This is a genomic window from Aliamphritea hakodatensis, assembly GCF_024347195.1.
Taxonomy (GTDB): Bacteria; Pseudomonadota; Gammaproteobacteria; order Pseudomonadales; family Balneatricaceae; genus Amphritea; species Amphritea hakodatensis.
In genome coordinates this window covers 77,800-95,611 of the sequence record NZ_AP025281.1, presented here as the reverse complement: position 1 = coordinate 95,611, position 17,812 = coordinate 77,800, and the positions used below count along the sequence as shown (strand labels likewise).

Here is a 17,812-nt window from a genome sequence, read left to right as displayed (position 1 = left end):
TTTCATAAAGGCACTGACCGATGCAGTTAACCCGATACACAGACTACGGTTTACGTTTGCTTACCTATCTGGCGGTCATGCCTGAAAATGAATTAGCCACTAAAGAATCAGTCTGTGCAGCCTATGGTCTGTCTCCAAACCATATCGGCAAAATCGTTCACCAGCTGGGTAAAGCCGGATATCTGGAAACACGGCGCGGCAAAGGTGGTGGTTTTCAGTTGGGAAAACCCGCAGAGGAGATTAATCTGGGAAGCCTCGTAAGATTGCTGGAACGGGATCTGGATATTTTCAATTGTCAGGAACCCCGCTGTCAGATTCAGGGGGTCTGCCAGCTACATGGCATGCTGCAGGAAGCCGCTCAGGCATTTTTACAGGTGCTGGATAAATATACGCTGGCGGATATGGTCTATGGTAAACAGCAACAGCTGACCCAGATTCTGAGAATTGTGAACTGAATCTGCCCGGCAGACACAGGGCAATGGACTATCACGTTAAATAAAAAAGCCCCGTTTTCTCTTAGCAGAGATCACAAAGCTTGATATGAGCTCTTAAGTGGTGCCCGGACGCCTGCTTTTGTGTCAGCCGAAGTAAGCCGAACCACGACGCGCCAAATTTCAGACACAAAAAAGCCCCGTTTATCATTTCTGAAATAACGAGGCTTAATCGGAATTCTTAAGTGGTGCCCGGACGCCAGATGTCGAATAAGCCGAACCACGACGCGCCAAATTTCAGGCAAAAAAATCCCAACACTCTCTGTTACAAGATTTGTCAGGATATCTTTTTCTTAAGTGGTGCCCGGACGCGGATCAATACGCGCAGCGTATTAAAACATCGGAGCTTGCGACAATGGCCCGCAGGGTGAGCGCAGCGAATAATCGAACCAGGTTTGGTTGCGTGTCCGGGAATTTCAGACACAAAAAAGCCCCGTTTATCATTTCTGAAATAACGAGGCTTAATCGGAATTCTTAAGTGGTGCCCGGACGCCAGATGTCGAATAAGCCGAACCACGACGCGCCAAATTTCAGACACAAAAAAGCCCCGTTTATCATTTCTGAAATAACGAGGCTTAATCGGAATTCTTAAGTGGTGCCCGGACGCGGAATCGAACCACGGACACGAGGATTTTCAATCCTCTGCTCTACCGACTGAGCTATCCGGGCACTTAAGAGGTGCGTATTAAACTGATTTCCCGGCGCAGTGTCAACCGCTAATTAGCGCTTTTCTGCAATCTTGCCGAAACAGAGGATTTGTTTATGAAATCCGCCAGTTAAAACGCTCAAAAAATGATCACTTGGATGGCGGAACGTAACCTTCAGCCTTTTCGTAATCGTCACCGTCGAGGAATTTCTGTAATTCAGACTGCAGGAATTCACGGGTCTTCGGGTCCATCATGCTGAGATGCTTCTCATTAATGATCATGGTCTGGTGATTAGTCCATTCCTGCCAGGCTTTTTTGGACACGGTATCGTAAATGTCCTTACCTTTTGGGCCCGGGTACGGCGGGTTATCCAGACCTTCCAGCTCTTCTTTGTACTTACGGCACATTACGGTGCGGGTCATGATGTTCTCCAGAATTACTTACGTGCCTGCAGCAGCTTCTTAACCGGGGCTGCCAGGCCAATCTTTTGCGGTTGGCTGATGTTATACCAGAGTGTCGCGGCGCCTTCCATGACATGATTTGTAGGGGTATTGCGTAACGTCACCTGCATCGGGGTAATATCCAGATGAAAATGGCTGAATGTGTGCCGCAAAGGGGCCGCCGCCTCAGCGCTGTCCAAATCAAGCGCCAGCCCGGTTTCCTGCTCGGCATCCCGCAGATCCTGAGTTTGCGGCAAACTCCACAGCCCGCCCCACAGGCCCGTCGGCGGACGCTGATACAGAAGTACGTTGTTATCTGCATCCGTTATGATCAGCATCAGGGTTTGCTTCACCGGCAGGACCTTCTTCGGCCTTGAAGCTGGCAGCTCATGGGTACGGTTCTGCGCCAGTGCCTGACAACCGGTCTGTAACGGACACAGCAGACAGGCAGGTTTACTGCGGGTACAGAGCGTAGCCCCCATGTCCATCATCGCCTGAGTATAGTCACCGCAGCGACTGGCAGGGGTATTACGCTCGGCGTATTCCCACAGCGCCTGCATCACCTTAGTGTTTCCGGGCCAGCCTTCCACAGCGTAATACCGGGCCAGTACCCGTTTTACATTGCCATCGAGAATCGCGGCGCGCCGGCCACCGGCAATGGATGAAATGGCGCCGGCGGTGGAACGGCCAATTCCCGGCAGGCTCTCCAGCTCATCAACATCCACCGGAAACTCACCGCCGAAATCGCTGACCACCATTTTGGCGGCTTTATGCAGGTTCCGCGCCCGGGCGTAATACCCCAGGCCGGTCCACAGATGCAGCACGTCATCAATATCCGCAGCAGCCAGATCCTGCACGGTCGGGAACTGCTCACGGAATTGCTGAAAATAGGGGATCACCGTGGTTACCTGCGTCTGCTGCAGCATGATTTCAGATAACCAGGTGAAATAGGCAGTTTTCTCAGCCTGCCATGGCAAATCATGACGGCCATGCTGATCAAACCAGTCGAGCACGGCCGCCGCGAACGGCGGCCGGATTACATCAGATACAGAGTCTTGTTCTGAACGGTTAATTGCGGTGTTAATTGAACAGCCCTTTTATTAAGCCTTTGGCTTCGTCACCCAGCTTGTCCTGCAGGGCTTCTTCCACTTTTTCTTTCGCCTTGGTTTCCACCTCGGCTTTCAGTTTTTTCTTCAGCTGGGCCTTGATCACATCTTCGATCACACTCAGATCAGGCTTACACAGCTGAGCCGGATCATCATCAAAGCTGCCTTTACAGTCAACCGGCCATTCAACACCTTCCAGAGCGTTATTCACCGAACAGGTCTGCTTGAACAGGTTTTCTTCAATGGTCAGGCCCAGACGGTAATCCAGGTTCGAGGCCGGTACATTGACCTGACCGGCACCTTTGACGGTAATGGCGTCCAGTTCCGCCTTCAGATCACGGTTATCCACAAGGCCGTTCTTGATCTTAAAGTTACCGTTCAGGTTGGCAAACGGCGTGGACTGGTCAACCTGTTCAGTATTCAGCCCCAGGCTGCCAACGGAATTGAAGCCCTGACAGATAGTCTGGGCGATGCCGATGCCTTTGATTTCACCATCTTTCATGTTCACCGATGCGGTACCGGTCATGCTGTTGACGATATCATACACAGAACGGCCACGGGTATTCACATCAGACTTGCTGCTCAGGGAACCGGTAATACGGTCAACCTGGGCCAGATCTTTCAGCAGGTCGCCAATCTGGATATTGCTGATGTTCTTTTTAGTGTTCATCTGCACCGGCGTTTTACGCACATCCAGCGTGACACTGTTACGCACGGTACCGCCATACAGATCAGCATTGATCTTGCTGGCTTTCACCAGACCGCCGTGGGCAGACACATCCAGCAGGATGTTATTCACCGTCAGGCCGGAGATCAGCAGCTTCTGCAGGCCCAGAGTGGCATCCAGATTCAGGCCCACCAGCGGTTCGACCGGAATCACCGGCTCTTTGGAATAACGTTCACCGCCAGTTTTGGCCGGAGCCGCTTCGCTGTTCGCCGTTGCTGCATCACCCGATGCAGCTTCACCTTCAGCCTTTGGTGGCAGATAACGGTCAGCATCAATGCTGTCACCCTTCAGGTTCAGCGCCAGTGCGCCGTCCATCAGGTTATACGCCAGCTGGCCGTTAAAAGTGGTGTCATCCAGCTTCAGCTGTAACTGTTCCATCACCAGCGTATTGGCCGGGCCTGCCAGTTTGGTGTTCAGGCTGATCGCTTTCAGTACATTCGGATCCGTGGTTTCAACCGCCGCCTGACCCAGCGCGTCCATTAAAGCATTCAGTTCAAAGCTGGCCACCGCCAGATCACCGCTGAACGCCGGCTTGGCAAAATCATTCACCGTGACATTTCCGTTCGCCGCCAGATTCGCCAGTTTCAGGCTCAGGCCCTGCAGGCTGACCTGCTGGTTAGCAACGTCTGCGGTAATATCTGCATTCAGCTCCAGCGGTACGGTTTTACCGTTAAAGGCTGCGCCCTGTAATCCCAGGGTGCTGGTCAGGCCTTTAACCTGATATTGCTGCTGTGCCAGATCCAGAAAGAACTGAGCGTCCAGTTTAGCCGCCACCGTCATTTGTTTCTCGCTGCCCTGATACTGCTCTGCATTAAAGCTCAGCTGGGCAGGGAAGAAGGCATTGGTCACCACCTTACCGGAGGTCACATTCAGATCATTCAGGAGAACTTTACTGTCTGCAGTTTTATCGGTGTAGGTCAGTTGGCCATTGGTAATCGCAATGCTCTCGATATCCAGTCCCAGTGCGGCGCCGGAATCGGCTGAAGCATCTGCGGTGCCGGTACCGCTGTCTGCCGCCGGCTCTGCTGCAGAGCTGCCGGTAGCATCAGCGGTCTGTGGAACAGACCAGTTATTATCAGTCGGGGATTCAGCAATCAGATCCAGCGTCAGGCCGTCCAGCACCACGCTTTTCATTTTCACATTGCCGGACAGCAGGGCGGGTAACTCAACGGCCACCTGCGCCTGATTCAGTGAAGCAAACTGCGGCTTGCCCGGGTAATTCACCTGAATCTGATTAATTTTCAGGCCCAGCCACGGGAAGACCGACCAGTCGATATCGCCGCCGATTTTTAATTCCACGCCGCCGTTATCCAGCGCCAGTGTCTGGATTTCCTGCTTGTATTCGTTCGGGTCAAACAGGGTGCCGAGCAGTATCCCGCCAGCTACCACCAACACGACCAGCAGGGCGACTAAACCGCCAACCAGCTTCAATAACGTCTTCATGAATCCTCCTTGGTGCTCAGCGCTAACCAACTGAAAGCAGAGCTGTTTAATAAAGAATGATAACCCCTTAGATAGTAGCTGTCAGGCATTAAGAAAATCTTAACAGAGGGTAATTTTCCCGGCCGGTGGGCAGGTATCCTTAAATAACCCCGGCACGGTATTAACAAAGCCACCGGGCTGCATATCGAAAGTGTAATCAAGAGGTGCGCATTCTCTGCACAATGCGGGTATAATGCGCCCTCTGGAAACTTAGCCTTTCCAGCCAAATTACTAGCATGGATACTGCAGCCGCATACGAGCATGACGCGCTGCATTATTCGCCAAGCGGAGAGCAACAATGGCTGAACGTAAAGCCGCCGTCACCCGTGACACCCTGGAAACCCAGATCAGCGTAGCCGTTAATCTGGACGGTACCGGTCAACTTGATGTTGATACCGGCGTACCTTTCTTAGAGCACATGCTGGATCAGATCGCCCGTCATGGCCTGATCGACCTGAAGATCCACGCCAAAGGTGACAACCATATCGACGACCACCACACCGTTGAAGATATCGGTATTACGTTGGGTCAGGCATTTGCCCAGGCCGTTGGCGACAAAAAAGGCATCATGCGTTACGGCCATGCCTACTGCCCGCTGGACGAAGCACTGTCCCGCGTGGTGATCGACTTCTCCGGCCGTCCGGGTCTGGATATGAAGGTTGAATTCACCCGCGCCAACATTGGTCGCTTTGACGTACAGCTGTTCTGGGAATTCTTCCAGGGCTTCGTCAACCACGCCGGCGTGACCCTGCATATCGACAACCTGAAGGGCTTTAATGCTCACCACCAGGCAGAAACCATCTTCAAGGCCTTTGGCCGGGCGATGCGTAACGCACTGGAAGTCGACAGCCGTGCTGCCGACCGGATTCCTTCTACCAAGGGCTCCCTGTAATTATTCAGAGTAAGGTTCAGTAATGAGCACGATTGCAGTAATTGATTATGGCATGGGCAACCTGCACTCGGTTGCCAAAGCGCTGGAACACGTTGGTGACGGCGTTGAAGTATGGGTCACGGCTGATCCTGATAAAGTACGCTCCGCCGACCGGGTATTGCTGCCCGGCGTTGGCGCAATCCGCGACTGTATGGCTGAAATCCGCCGTTTAGGTGTGGATCAGGAAGTGGCCGAAGCCATTGCCTCCGGCAAACCTTTTCTGGGCATCTGCGTGGGCTATCAGGCCCTGATGCAGCACTCCGAAGAAAACGGCGGCGTTGACTGCCTGGGCCACTTCGAAGGCCGGGTAAACTACTTCGGTGACGCACTGGAAGAAGCGGGCGAGCGCCTGAAAGTTCCGCACATGGGCTGGAATCAGGTTTCACAGACCATCGACCACCCTCTGTGGGCGAACATTCCGGACGACAGCCGCTTTTACTTCGTACACAGCTACTACGTGAAAGCACAGCAGGCGGACCTGGTTGCCGGCCGCACCCGTTACGGGGTGGACTGCGATGTCGCCATGGCCCGGGATAACGTGTTCACCACACAGTTCCACCCGGAAAAGAGCCATACCGTTGGTCTGCAGTTACTGAAAAACTTCCTCAGCTGGAACGGCAAGGTATAAGGGCACGCATTATGGCTTTAGCAAAACGCATTATTCCCTGTTTAGACGTTGAAAACGGCCGCGTGGTAAAAGGCGTGCAGTTCGTCGACATCCGTGACGCCGGCGACCCGGTTGAAGTGGCCAAGCGCTACGACGAGCAGGGCGCTGACGAAATCACCTTTCTGGACATCACTGCCACCCATGAAGGCCGTGACACTATGGTTCACACCGTTGAACGCATGGCTTCACAGGTCTTCATTCCGTTAACCGTTGGCGGCGGCATCCGTACCTGTGACGATATCCGCACCATGCTGAATGCCGGTGCCGACAAGGTATCCATCAACAGTGCGGCGGTATTCAACCCTGAATTCGTCCGCGAAGCGGCTGAGCGTTTCGGCTCACAGTGCATCGTAGTGGCCATCGACGCTAAGAAAGTCTCCCAGCCTGGCGAAACCGATAAGTGGGAAATTTTCACCCACGGCGGCCGCAAGCCAACCGGCATTGATGCGGTTGAATGGGCGAAGAAGATGGTTGATCTGGGAGCAGGAGAGATTCTGCTGACATCTATGGATCAGGACGGCGTGAAGAACGGTTACGATCTGGGTGTTACCCGTGCCATCAGCGAAGCGGTTAACGTACCGGTTATCGCCTCCGGCGGGGTTGGTAATCTGGATCACCTGGTTGATGGCTGTATTGAAGGTAAGGCTGATGCAGTTCTTGCGGCGTCTATCTTCCATTTCAATGAATACAGTATTCCGGAAGCCAAGAAGTACATGCAGGAGAAGGGGATCGAGGTGCGCCTCTGATCGCTCTTTTTTGCTATTAAACGGTCGCCATTGTGCGGCCGTTTTTTTTGGTATTTTTCTTTTTTGAGTCGGAATAGGGTTGGTTACTCGGTCGCTATTTTTGTGTGAAATTTTTAGTTGGGATGATCTTTTTCGCTTACGCGACTCAAGACCTTTAAACGGCTAAAGGTCTTAAGAATCTAAAGGCCGCCCCAATGCTTGCCCGGCTACGCCGGATACCCTGCGCGTTTCGTGTCTGAATGGCATCGCAAAAACTCGACCGCTACGCGCTCTCAAACAGTTTGCGATACTGATCATTCAGCCACTGCAATGCTCGGCTTCGCATAAGGGGAAGAGGGGTGCCGAACCAACTTAAGTTACTTCGACACAAAAAGACAAAAATTAACTCCAATTTCCCTCTATTTAGAGCACTTACCTTAAAGTAATAAAGACAAAATCCAACTCTATAATCCATTACAAAATCAAGAAATTCTCTCGCCAAATTATTTATAAAAATGCTCTGGATTATACACTTTTTCAAAACTTTCTTTTTCTAAACTATTTGCACTATCCATTATTTTTTTAACTTCTCCGTCAATACTTTCAAGATATTGGAGATATGTTTCATGTTCTTTTGTATAAGGTACGAGCTCAGGACTTTTTGACTTACTTAAGTGATAACTAACGTGCCATTTTAATGTAGCTGAGTGATGATATAGGTTAACTACACTTTTTCCCCATGATTAAAAGTCAGAATCGGCAAGAGCTTCTTCACCTTCCCTCATAACCTTTGAGTGGATTGATTCTGTACACTCTTTATGTTTACTTAGATTCTCGTTCAAGTTGCAAACAAGCGTATTGATTAGCTGGTAAGAAATCCGTTGCTGCTTATTTAGAGACAAAACAGCGTCTTTATAATAGTTACTAAATATATGATTTGATAACGGCGTAGCAACTCCATTATCAATTCCCTTAATTGCGTGAATTTGTAACTGCCTAGATAAGATTATAATTGTTCGATCCAACTCTTCTTTCAATTCATCTAGCTCTTCGAGCAAAGCAATTTTAACTTTTCGCGTATAGAGCCAGTCCTTTGCTACCGATGTAAATTGCGCTAACACCCAGCCAGCACCCACAGAAGCTAAGCCTATAAAAAGCTTATTAGTATCCATTATTAAAATCTCTCAAAATTCAGATTCAGTTATTGCTATATATTACGAGGTTTATGAGCATTTTCCCAAAAGCATAAAGTGAAAAACAGTTATTAATTAACAGCAAAAGCTCAACATCTATTCTGGATAACAATTTTAAATACCCATTACTCACGTTTACAACGCTAAGCCTATCATTAATTACAATTATTTCTGTTAATTCCTTTTATAAAACCACACGTAGCTGGCCGACTGATTACTATAGATATTAATTAAATTTTATCGATTAGCACGGCCTCAGTTACCCCCTTCTGCGAAGCCGAGTATTGCAGTGAGTAACAGATCAGCCGGATGAATTGTTTGAGAGCGCGAAGCGGTCGACCAAGCTCTTATAAAAGGTAGGAGGCCTGTTACTCACGAAACACGCAGGGTATCCGGCGTAGCCGGACGAGCGGTGGGGCGGCCTTTAGATTCTTATGACCTTTAGCCGTTTAAAGGTCTTGAGTCGACGAAGTCGAAAAAGATCATCTGAAACCTCAGCCGGCAGGCTAATAAAGAAATACACCTAACCCTCAGCGACAAAAACCACCCAAGCCACCAAAAAGCAAAGCCTGGCTACAGAGCACCAAAGCCCAACTCATAAGAACAAACCTACAACTATTGCCACATATCACACTAAAAGCCCCCTGAACGATTAACTGTTCCGCCCACTCCAAGAGTTCTGTCATAATGGTGTCATCTAATTTCAGTTAAATGATGCTGTAGCCCACAAAGCTACTCCGCAAAGGAAAACGCCCGTGTCTTTTACCAACAGCCAACGCTTTTATCCTGAAACCCGTATGCGCCGTATGCGTGCAGACGACTTCTCCCGCCGTCTGATGCGCGAAAACGTACTGACGGTTAACGATCTGATCTACCCGATGTTCGTCATCGAAGGGGAGAACCAGCGTGAAGCCGTGCCATCCATGCCCGGTGTGGAACGATTAACCATCGACCTGTTAGTAAAAGAAGCGGCCGAGCTGGTTGCGCTGGGCATTCCGGCGATTGCCCTGTTCCCGGTCACACCCGCCTCGGCAAAATCTGAATTTGCTGAAGAAGCCTACAACCCGGACGGGCTGGCACAGCGTGCTGTTAAAGCCCTGAAAGATGCACAGCCGGATCTGGGCATCATGACCGATGTGGCACTGGACCCGTTCACCACCCACGGTCAGGACGGCATCATCGACGCCAACGGTTACGTAATCAATGACCGTACCATCGAAACGCTGGTGCTGCAGGCACAGTCTCACGCCGAAGCCGGTGCAGACATCGTTGCGCCAAGCGACATGATGGACGGCCGTATCGCCTGTATCCGGGATATCCTGGAAACCGGCGGCCACGTAAACACCCGCATCATGGCGTATTCCGCCAAGTATGCAAGCGCTTACTACGGACCATTCCGTGATGCAGTCGGCTCTGCCGGCAACCTGGGCAAGAGCAACAAGTTCAGCTACCAGATGGACCCGGCTAACAGCGACGAAGCACTCCATGAAGTGGCACTGGACCTGGCGGAAGGGGCCGACATGGTAATGATCAAACCGGGCATGCCATATCTGGATATCGTGCGCCGGGTAAAAGACGAATTAAAAGCCCCGACATTTGTGTATCAGGTGAGCGGCGAATACGCCATGCACATGGCAGCCTTCCAGAATGGCTGGCTGGATGAGCGTTCCGTCACGCTGGAATCCCTTACCTGTATCAAACGCGCCGGCTGCGATGGCATTCTGACCTATTTTGCCAAACGCGCCGCCCAGTTACTTAACGAATAAGCAACAACCGCCGGTCGTGCAGTACAGACTGAGTGACCGGCTATACACTCGCAAGGGTCAGGCGGGGGTGATCAACGAAGGATTAGCAGATGACAGAACAGAGCACAGAGCACGACATGACAACCGATACCGCTGTTAATGAAGAACTCAGTAAAGAAGCGCACGAAGCGTCGATGGCTCTGGTCGAAAGCCGGGAAGCCATTCCGGTTACCGAGCCGGTTGAAGAACCGCCGGTGGACCTGAAAGCCCCGGAGCTTTACATCAACCGTGAGCTGAGCCATCTGCAGTTCAACATCCGCGTGCTGGAACAGGCGCTGGATGAGTCCCACCCGTTACTGGAACGGCTGATGTTCCTGCTGATTTTCTCCAGCAATCTGGATGAGTTCTTTGAAATCCGGGTGGCGGAAATGATGCACCAGCTGAAATATGGCCGTGAAGCGGCCGGGCCGGACGCTCTGCACCCGCAAACGGTGGTCAGCCGGATTCTGGAAATCTGTAATACTCACGTTGAGCGCCAGTATAAGATTCTGAACGAAACCATTTTCCCGGCGCTGGAAAAGCACAATATTCATTTTCTGCGCCGTCGTCTGTGGACTGATGAACAGACCGCCTGGATCAAAAACTACTTTGAAGAAAAGGTTCTGCCGGTGGTCAGCCCCATCGGGCTTGACCCGTCGCACCCGTTCCCACGGCTGATCAACAAGAGCCTTAACTTCATAGTAGAGCTGGACGGCAAAGATGCCTTCGGCCGGGAAAGCGGCATGGCCATTATCCCTGCGCCACGCTCCCTGCCACGTCTGATCCGCCTGCCGGATAATCTGTGTGACGGCGGTGATAACCTGATCTTCCTGTCATCCATTATTCACGAATTCGCTGAAGATTTGTTCCCGGGCATGAAGGTAGAAGGCTGCTATCAGTTCCGCATCACCCGGAACGCCGATTTAAGCTTTGACTCCGAAGAGGTGGAAGATCTGGCCCGTACCCTGCGGGGTGGCCTGCACTCCCGAAAATACGGAGATGCCGTGCGGCTGGAAGTAGACCAGCGCACCCCGGAAAACCTGATCAACTTCCTGCTCCATGAGTTTAATCTGGATGAAACCCATACCTTCCGGGTAGACGGTCCGGTCAACCTGACCCGGATGATGGCCGTGCGGGATCTGGTGGATCACAAGCTCCTGCGCTGGAAGCCCTTCACGCCGGGCATCAACAACAAGCTTAAGCTGAAGCAGGGCAATATTTTCGACGCCCTGCGGGTGAAAGACTACCTCCTGCATCACCCGTTCCAGACCTTCGCTCCGGTGGTTGATCTGCTGCGTCAGGCGGCAAAAGACCCGCAGGTCATTGCCATCAAGCAGACGTTATACCGGACCGGCGTAAACTCCGACATTGTGAATGCACTGGTCGAGGCCGCCCGTAGCGGTAAAGAAGTCACCGTGGTCATCGAACTGCGGGCCCGGTTTGATGAAGAAAGTAACCTGCATCTGGCCAGCCGCCTGCAGGAAGCCGGCGCACTGGTGGTATACGGCGTGGTTGACTGTAAAACCCACGCTAAAATGATGCTGGTTGTACGCCGTGAAGGCACCCGGTTAGTACGCTATGTGCACCTTGGCACAGGCAACTACCACTCTGGCACCGCCCGGCTGTATACCGATTACAGCTACCTGACCAGCGATGCGGACGTTGGAGAAGATGTACACAAAATCTTCCAGCAGCTGACCGGCATGGGCAAGATCCTGCGGTTAAAGAAACTCTACAACGCACCGTTCACCCTGCATGGCAAAATGCTGGAGCTGATAAGCCGTGAAGCCAAGCTGGGCAACAAAGGTCACATCGTCATCAAGGTTAACGGGATGACTGAGCCACAGCTGATCCGCGGACTATATAAGGCCTCTCAGGCCGGCGTGAAAATCGAACTGATCGTCCGGGGCATGTGCCGCCTGCGTCCGGGCATTGCGGGCATTTCAGAAAACATCACCGTACGCTCGATTGTTGGCCGCTTCCTGGAGCATACCCGGGTGTATTACTTCGGCAATGACGGCGATCCGGAAGTCTTCTGCTCCAGCGCCGACTGGATGGAACGTAACATGCTCAACCGGGTAGAAACCGGTTTCCCGCTGTACGGCAAATTTGCTGACCGGATCAAGAAAGATCTCGACCTTTATCTGGCAGATAACAGTCACAGCTGGGAGCTGCATTCCGACGGCAGCTACACCCTGAATCAGCCCGCTGAGGATGAAGAAACCATCAGTGCTCAGTCGCTGTTACTCTCTGATTTCGCCAGCTAATCCTTTGTTTCTTATAAGAAAAACAGGAAACAGCGCCCGCGGGTGCTGTTTCTGGCTTCAAATTTTCTCAGCACTTTCACCACAAAACGCAGCATTTCACTGCATTTGCGTGCAAACTGTGCGACTAAAGTATCTTTTTATTTGCTTATTTTTGACTATCCGGGCAAAATCGCCGGCCGTTCTTTTGAAAAAGAGACAACTCTTTAAGTATTGCGCAGACGATCCTGCGGTTGCTTGACAGAGAAGGCTGCAATCTGCACATTATTTGCCTTGTCTGCGCAAAGAATAATAATTGGAAGCCTTACCATGGCCACAGATAAGACAGCGCTAGAGCTGCAAGATATCCACAAATCCTTCGGTAGTCTCGAAGTCCTCAAGGGTGTTTCCCTGACCGCCAAAGACGGCGACGTAATCTCCATTCTGGGTTCCAGTGGTTCAGGTAAAAGTACCCTGCTGCGCTGTATTAACCTATTGGAAAATCCAAGCCAGGGCAAAATCATCATGGGTCAGGAAGAGCTTCAGCTCAAGCCGGGAAAAGACGGCAACCTGACTGCAACCGACCGTAAACAGCTGGAAAGCATGCGTTCACGGATCGGTTTCGTATTCCAGAGTTTTAACCTCTGGCCGCACAAGACCATTCTGGAAAATATCATTGAAGCACCGATGCAGGTGCTGAAGCAGTCTAAGGCGCAAGCCGTTAAGCGGGCTGAAGAATTACTGGAAAAGGTTGGTCTGGCGGATAAGCGCAACGCCTACCCGGATAACCTGTCCGGCGGGCAGAAGCAGCGCATAGCCATTGCCCGTACGCTGGCAATGGACCCGCAGGTACTGTTATTCGACGAACCGACTTCCGCGCTCGACCCGGAACTGGTGAACGAAGTACTGAGCGTCATGCGTGAACTGGCGGATGAGGGCCGCACCATGCTGATCGTGACTCACGAGATGCGTTTCGCCCGCGATGTGTCCTCGCAGGTTGTGTTCCTGCACGAAGGCCAGATTGAAGAAATGGGGCCGCCGGAGCAGGTATTTAACAATCCTAAATCCAAGCGTGTTCAGGACTTTATGTCCAGCCACCAATAAGATTTAACAAGTTACTTCACGATATCTGAAACTCAGGCTAAATTAAGCCCTGTTACTGAAAGATACGTGAGGGTTATTAAACCCTAATAAAAACATAAAGAAGGGACAAATACATGAAGATCCGTAAGTTATTCACCGCCGCTGCTCTGATCACCGGCACGCTGCTTTCTGCTCAGTCTGCATTCGCCGGCGACAAGATCAAAATCGCCACTGAAGGTGCTTACGCGCCATTCAACATGGTTGATGCCAGCGGCAACCTGGTAGGTTTCGACGTAGACATCGCCAACGCACTGTGTGCACAGATGAAAGCTGACTGTGAAATCGTTGCACAGGACTGGGACGGTATCATCCCGGGTCTGCGGGCCAAGAAATATGACGCAATCATCGCTTCTATGTCTATCACTGAAGAGCGTCTGCGTGTTGTAGACTTCTCTGACAAGTACTACTCCAACCTGCTGGCATTCGTAACGGCTGACGGTTCTGCTATCGAAACTACCAAAGAAGGCCTGAAAGGTAAGACGGTTGGTGCACAGCGTGCAACCATCGCCGGTCAGTACCTGGAAGACAACCTGGGCGACGTTGTAGACGTTAAACTGTACGACACTCAGGACAACGCTTACCTGGACCTGAAATCTGGCCGTCTGGACGCACTGCTGTCTGACAAGCTGCCGGCATACGACTGGCTGGAAACTGACGAAGGTAAAGGTTTCGCTTTCACCGGCGAAGCAATCGACATCAAAGACCAGATCGGTATCGCGGTACGTAAAGGCGACGACCTGAAAGGCAAGTTCAGCGAAGCGATCAAAGCAATCGTTGCTGACGGCACTTACGAGAAGATCAACGCGAAGTACTTCCCGTTCTCTATCTACTAAGCACGTCTTCTTCAGCTACTTAAGCTAAAGCAGGAGCGGTAGGTTCCAGCCGGAACCTACCGCCCCTAAGCAGGTTGTTTTCATGGATTTACAAGGCTTCGGTCATCTTCTCGTTTCCGGTACATGGCTGACCATTCAGCTGGCTCTGGCAAGTCTGTTCTTCGGCTTGATTCTGGGGCTGATGGGTGCTTCAGCAAAGCTCTCGGATAATAAGCTTGCCCGCGGGATAGCCACCGGCTACACCACACTGATTCGCGGCATTCCCGAACTGCTACTGGTACTGACCATTTACTTTGGCGGTGCTCAGCTTGTGATGGCGGTAGCCAGCCTGTTCGGCTACGACGAGTACATTGAAATCGGCCCGTTTATCGCCGGTGTCGCGGCGTTGTCGATCGCCTTTGGTGCATATGCCACCGAAGTATTCCGCATGGCCTTGCTGGAAATTCCCAAGGGCCAGTGGGAGTCAGGACTTGCCTGTGGCATGAGCCCGACAAAAACATTTTTCCGTATTATCCTGCCGCAGGTCTGGCGACTGGCCATTCCCGGGCTGGGTAATTTGTTTCAGGTTCTGCTGAAAGATACCGCACTGGTATCCGTTGTTGGCCTGAACGACATCGTTCGCCAGTCGCAGGTTGCGATCAGCGCCACCAAGGAACCGTTCACCTTCTTCCTGGTTGCCGCATTCATTTATCTGGCACTGACAGCAATTGCCAACACGGTTACCCACATGCTCGAGCGAGCCAGTAATCCTGTTCTGCGAGGAGGCCGCTAATGGGTTGGGAATGGGAAGTTATCTTCAAATATTTTCCACGCTTGCTGGAAGGCGCCTGGCTGACGCTGGAACTGGTGGTCATCTCCGGTCTGATCGGTATTGCCCTGTCCATTCCGCTTGCGCTGCTGCGTACCTCATCCAATAACTGGGTACGGGCACTGCCGTTTGCCTACATTTACTTCTTCCGCGGCACGCCACTGCTGGTACAGATCTTTCTGGTGTACTACGGCGCGTCCCAGTTTGAAGTGATTCGCGAATCGATTCTGTGGCCCGTGCTGAAAGAACCGTACTGGTGCGCCATTATCGCCTTCAGCCTGAATACCGCCGCCTACAGCGCCGAACTGTTCCGGGGGGCCATTCAGGCCATTCCAAACGGTGAGATTGAAGCCGCTGAATCACTGGGTATGAGCCATGCGCTGCTGACCCGCCGGATCATCCTGCCACGGATGTTCGGCATCGCACTGCCTGGCTACGGTAACGAAGTGATTCTGATGCTCAAGGGCAGCGCACTGGCCAGTACCATTACCCTGCTGGATGTCACCGGCATGGCACGTACGGTCATTGCCCGTACCTATACGCCGCTGGAAATGTTCCTGGCCGCCGGCGTGGTTTACCTACTGATGAGTGGCATCATTATCGCGTTGTTCCGCTATATGGAAAGCCGCTTTAACCGCTACCAGAGCTACAACCCGGACCGGGACGCGTAAGCGAACAGTTACAGTAAAACAGGGTGCCTTGAGCACCCTTTTTTGTTTTTAAGCACCGGACTGCTGCGCCAGAAACTCACGGATCAGATCTTTATAGCCGGCACGGAAATCCGGATACTCAAACTGATAGCCGCTGGCCTGTAAACGCCGGTTACTGCACTTTTTGCTGCCACCGCTGCGGGGTGCAGCTTCTTCAGTTATCTCCACACCCATTTCCCGGGCCAGCCAGTGGCTGACTTCATGCAGGCCAGAAGGGTAGTCATCGCTGGCCAGATAAATATCTTCCAGCGGTTCGCCCTGCAATTCCAAATTGATCAGATGGGCCAGCACGCCGGAGCAGTCGTCCCGGTGAATCCGGTTACTGAACTGTGCCGGCTCAGCACTGTAACCCTTGCCCTGAAACACCTGACTCAGCAAATGACTGCGGCCCGGGCCGTATATACCGCTGAAGCGCACGACAGTGCCGGGAATACGGTGATTCAGCACCTGTTGCTCCGCTTCCAGCATCACCTGCCCGTTAAAGCGGGGCGGAGCGGTGGGCGATGTTTCATCGACCCAGCCGTCATCATTCTGGTGATACACCGCACTGCTGGATACAAACAGAATGCGTTTTACCGGCTGCTTGGCCAGCACCGCCTGCAAATTCATCAGCCCCTGCACATACGCCTGCCGGTAACCCGCTGCATCCCGCTGGCTTGCTGCAACACAATAGACCAGCATATCGATTGCCGGTAAGCTACGTAGCTGAGAGAGTTGAGACAGATCACCAAGATCGGCAGAAATGCCGTGGATTGCCTCCGGTAGCTGGTTTATATTACGACGCAGGCCATAAACTGTATGCCCCTGCCGGCTGAGCCGCAGCGCCAGATGAATGCCAATATCGCCACACCCGGCGATCAGCACCCGCGGTGAAGTCTGAGTTGTCTCTTTGATTTGCATAGGTAAACAGGCCATCCCTTGGATTACGTTTGCCGTATCATAGCTGTTTCAGAAAAAAGGACCTACCGGATGACGCTGACCGAGTTACGTTACATCGTTACCCTCGCCCAGGAACAACATTTTGGCCGCGCCGCCGAGCGTTGTTTTGTCAGCCAGCCAACCCTGAGCATTGCGGTTAAAAAACTGGAAGACGAGCTGGGCACCGCCCTGTTCGAGCGCAGTAAGCATGCCGTACGGGTTACACCGATTGGCGAAAAAGTCGTCCGTCAGGCACAAACGGTACTGGAACAGGCTGAATCCATTAAAGAGCTGGCACAGGAAGGCAAAGACCAGTTGGTCAGCCCGCTGCGGGTCGGGGCCATTTATACCATCGGGCCGTATCTGTTCCCGCACATGGTGGCTCAGATGCAGGTCCGTGCGCCGCAAATGCCGCTCTACATCGAAGAAAACTTTACTGAGAATCTGCGCCTGAAGATCCGTAACGGAGAGCTGGACGCCATCATCATCGCGCTGCCGTTCAGTGAGCCTGACATCCTGACGCGGCCGCTGTATGAAGAACCCTTCATGATGCTGCTGCCGAAAGATCATCCGTTATCGGATAAAGAACAGATCGACAGCCAGGTACTTCACGAACAGGACTTACTGCTACTGGGCGAAGGCCATTGCTTCCGTGATCAGGTACTGGAATCCTGCCCGACCCTGGGCGGTAGCAAAGACAAAGTCAGCCTGACCGAAGGCAGCTCACTGGAAACCATCCGTATGATGGTCGCGTCAGGGCTGGGGTCCAGCGTGATTCCGATGTCCGCCACCGGTGGGCATTATCAGTCTGAACTGGTGGTTACCCGGCCATTTAAAATCCCGGCCCCGACCCGGACTGTCGCCATCGCCTGGCGTGCCAGCTTCCCCCGTCCACAGGCCATCGACCTGCTAATCGACGCTATCAGTTGCTGCCCGTTAAATACTAAACCTGCCGAAAAGTAAG

16 protein-coding genes and 1 tRNA gene are annotated in these 17,812 nt (G+C 52.3%); 11 read left to right on the top strand and 6 right to left on the bottom strand.

What is annotated here, in order from left to right; all coding sequences use genetic code 11:
* Window positions 1-20: 20 nt before the first annotated feature.
* Window positions 21-455 (top strand): Rrf2 family transcriptional regulator, encoded by a 435-nt coding sequence (locus PCI15_RS00435; protein WP_271272398.1) that lies wholly within the window; start codon window positions 21-23, stop codon window positions 453-455.
* Between the two features lie 629 nt (window positions 456-1,084).
* Here PCI15_RS00435 and PCI15_RS00430 read toward each other — a convergent pair.
* The 4 genes from PCI15_RS00430 to PCI15_RS00415 form a co-directional block, all read right to left on the bottom strand.
* A tRNA-Phe gene (locus PCI15_RS00430) sits at window positions 1,085-1,160 on the bottom strand.
* A 127-nt stretch (window positions 1,161-1,287) separates the two neighbouring features.
* Window positions 1,288-1,560 (bottom strand): oxidative damage protection protein, encoded by a 273-nt coding sequence (locus PCI15_RS00425; RefSeq protein WP_271272397.1) that lies wholly within the window; start codon window positions 1,558-1,560, stop codon window positions 1,288-1,290.
* 14 nt (window positions 1,561-1,574) lie between these two features.
* Window positions 1,575-2,591, bottom strand: a complete 1,017-nt coding sequence (mutY, locus tag PCI15_RS00420; protein ID WP_271272396.1) for an A/G-specific adenine glycosylase — start codon at window positions 2,589-2,591, stop codon at window positions 1,575-1,577.
* A gap of 67 nt (window positions 2,592-2,658) precedes the next feature.
* Complete coding sequence (locus PCI15_RS00415; RefSeq protein ID WP_271272395.1) at window positions 2,659-4,854, bottom strand: AsmA family protein; 2,196 nt, start codon at window positions 4,852-4,854, stop codon at window positions 2,659-2,661.
* A gap of 337 nt (window positions 4,855-5,191) precedes the next feature.
* On the opposite strand from PCI15_RS00415, the gene hisB reads away from it, so the two are divergent.
* From hisB to hisF, 3 genes are read left to right on the top strand one after another with little or no spacing between them, the layout of a single operon-like run.
* The gene (gene hisB / locus PCI15_RS00410; protein WP_205657285.1) at window positions 5,192-5,785 is read left to right on the top strand and encodes an imidazoleglycerol-phosphate dehydratase HisB; all 594 of its coding nucleotides are present in this window, start codon (window positions 5,192-5,194) and stop codon (window positions 5,783-5,785) included.
* A 22-nt stretch (window positions 5,786-5,807) separates the two neighbouring features.
* Window positions 5,808-6,452: an imidazole glycerol phosphate synthase subunit HisH gene (gene hisH, locus PCI15_RS00405; protein ID WP_271272394.1), complete on the top strand. Its 645-nt coding sequence runs from the start codon at window positions 5,808-5,810 to the stop codon at window positions 6,450-6,452.
* An 11-nt stretch (window positions 6,453-6,463) separates the two neighbouring features.
* Window positions 6,464-7,237 (top strand): imidazole glycerol phosphate synthase subunit HisF, encoded by a 774-nt coding sequence (gene hisF / locus PCI15_RS00400; protein ID WP_271272393.1) that lies wholly within the window; start codon window positions 6,464-6,466, stop codon window positions 7,235-7,237.
* A gap of 722 nt (window positions 7,238-7,959) precedes the next feature.
* Here hisF and PCI15_RS00395 read toward each other — a convergent pair.
* Window positions 7,960-8,388, bottom strand: a complete 429-nt coding sequence (locus PCI15_RS00395) for a hypothetical protein (protein WP_271272392.1) — start codon at window positions 8,386-8,388, stop codon at window positions 7,960-7,962.
* Between the two features lie 776 nt (window positions 8,389-9,164).
* Here PCI15_RS00395 and hemB point away from each other — a divergent pair.
* The 6 genes from hemB to PCI15_RS00365 all read left to right on the top strand — a co-directional run bounded on the left by hemB (window position 9,165) and on the right by PCI15_RS00365 (window position 15,891).
* The gene (gene hemB / locus PCI15_RS00390; protein ID WP_205657281.1) at window positions 9,165-10,175 is read left to right on the top strand and encodes a porphobilinogen synthase; all 1,011 of its coding nucleotides are present in this window, start codon (window positions 9,165-9,167) and stop codon (window positions 10,173-10,175) included.
* 173 nt (window positions 10,176-10,348) lie between these two features.
* Window positions 10,349-12,460, top strand: a complete 2,112-nt coding sequence (ppk1, locus tag PCI15_RS00385; RefSeq protein ID WP_271274676.1) for a polyphosphate kinase 1 — start codon at window positions 10,349-10,351, stop codon at window positions 12,458-12,460.
* Window positions 12,461-12,766: 306 nt separating this feature from the next.
* A complete protein-coding gene (locus tag PCI15_RS00380; protein WP_271272391.1) occupies window positions 12,767-13,540 on the top strand; it encodes an ABC transporter ATP-binding protein in 774 nt (257 codons plus the stop codon).
* Between the two features lie 113 nt (window positions 13,541-13,653).
* Window positions 13,654-14,412: an ABC transporter substrate-binding protein gene (locus tag PCI15_RS00375; protein ID WP_271272390.1), complete on the top strand. Its 759-nt coding sequence runs from the start codon at window positions 13,654-13,656 to the stop codon at window positions 14,410-14,412.
* A gap of 82 nt (window positions 14,413-14,494) precedes the next feature.
* Window positions 14,495-15,184: an ABC transporter permease gene (locus PCI15_RS00370; protein WP_271272389.1), complete on the top strand. Its 690-nt coding sequence runs from the start codon at window positions 14,495-14,497 to the stop codon at window positions 15,182-15,184.
* Entirely contained in the window at window positions 15,184-15,891 is a 708-nt protein-coding gene (locus PCI15_RS00365; RefSeq protein ID WP_271272388.1) for an ABC transporter permease, read from the top strand. Before PCI15_RS00370 ends, PCI15_RS00365 begins: the two co-directional genes overlap by 1 nt.
* 48 nt (window positions 15,892-15,939) lie before the next feature.
* On the opposite strand, the gene PCI15_RS00360 is transcribed toward PCI15_RS00365, so the two are convergent.
* Window positions 15,940-16,830, bottom strand: coding sequence for an SDR family oxidoreductase (locus tag PCI15_RS00360; protein ID WP_271272387.1), 891 nt, complete (start codon window positions 16,828-16,830; stop codon window positions 15,940-15,942).
* A 69-nt stretch (window positions 16,831-16,899) separates the two neighbouring features.
* Between PCI15_RS00360 and PCI15_RS00355 the strand changes: the two genes are divergently transcribed.
* On the top strand, window positions 16,900-17,811 hold the full coding sequence (locus PCI15_RS00355; protein ID WP_271272386.1) for a hydrogen peroxide-inducible genes activator: 912 nt from the start codon (window positions 16,900-16,902) through the stop codon (window positions 17,809-17,811).
* The last annotated feature ends 1 nt before the right edge of the window (window position 17,812 follow it).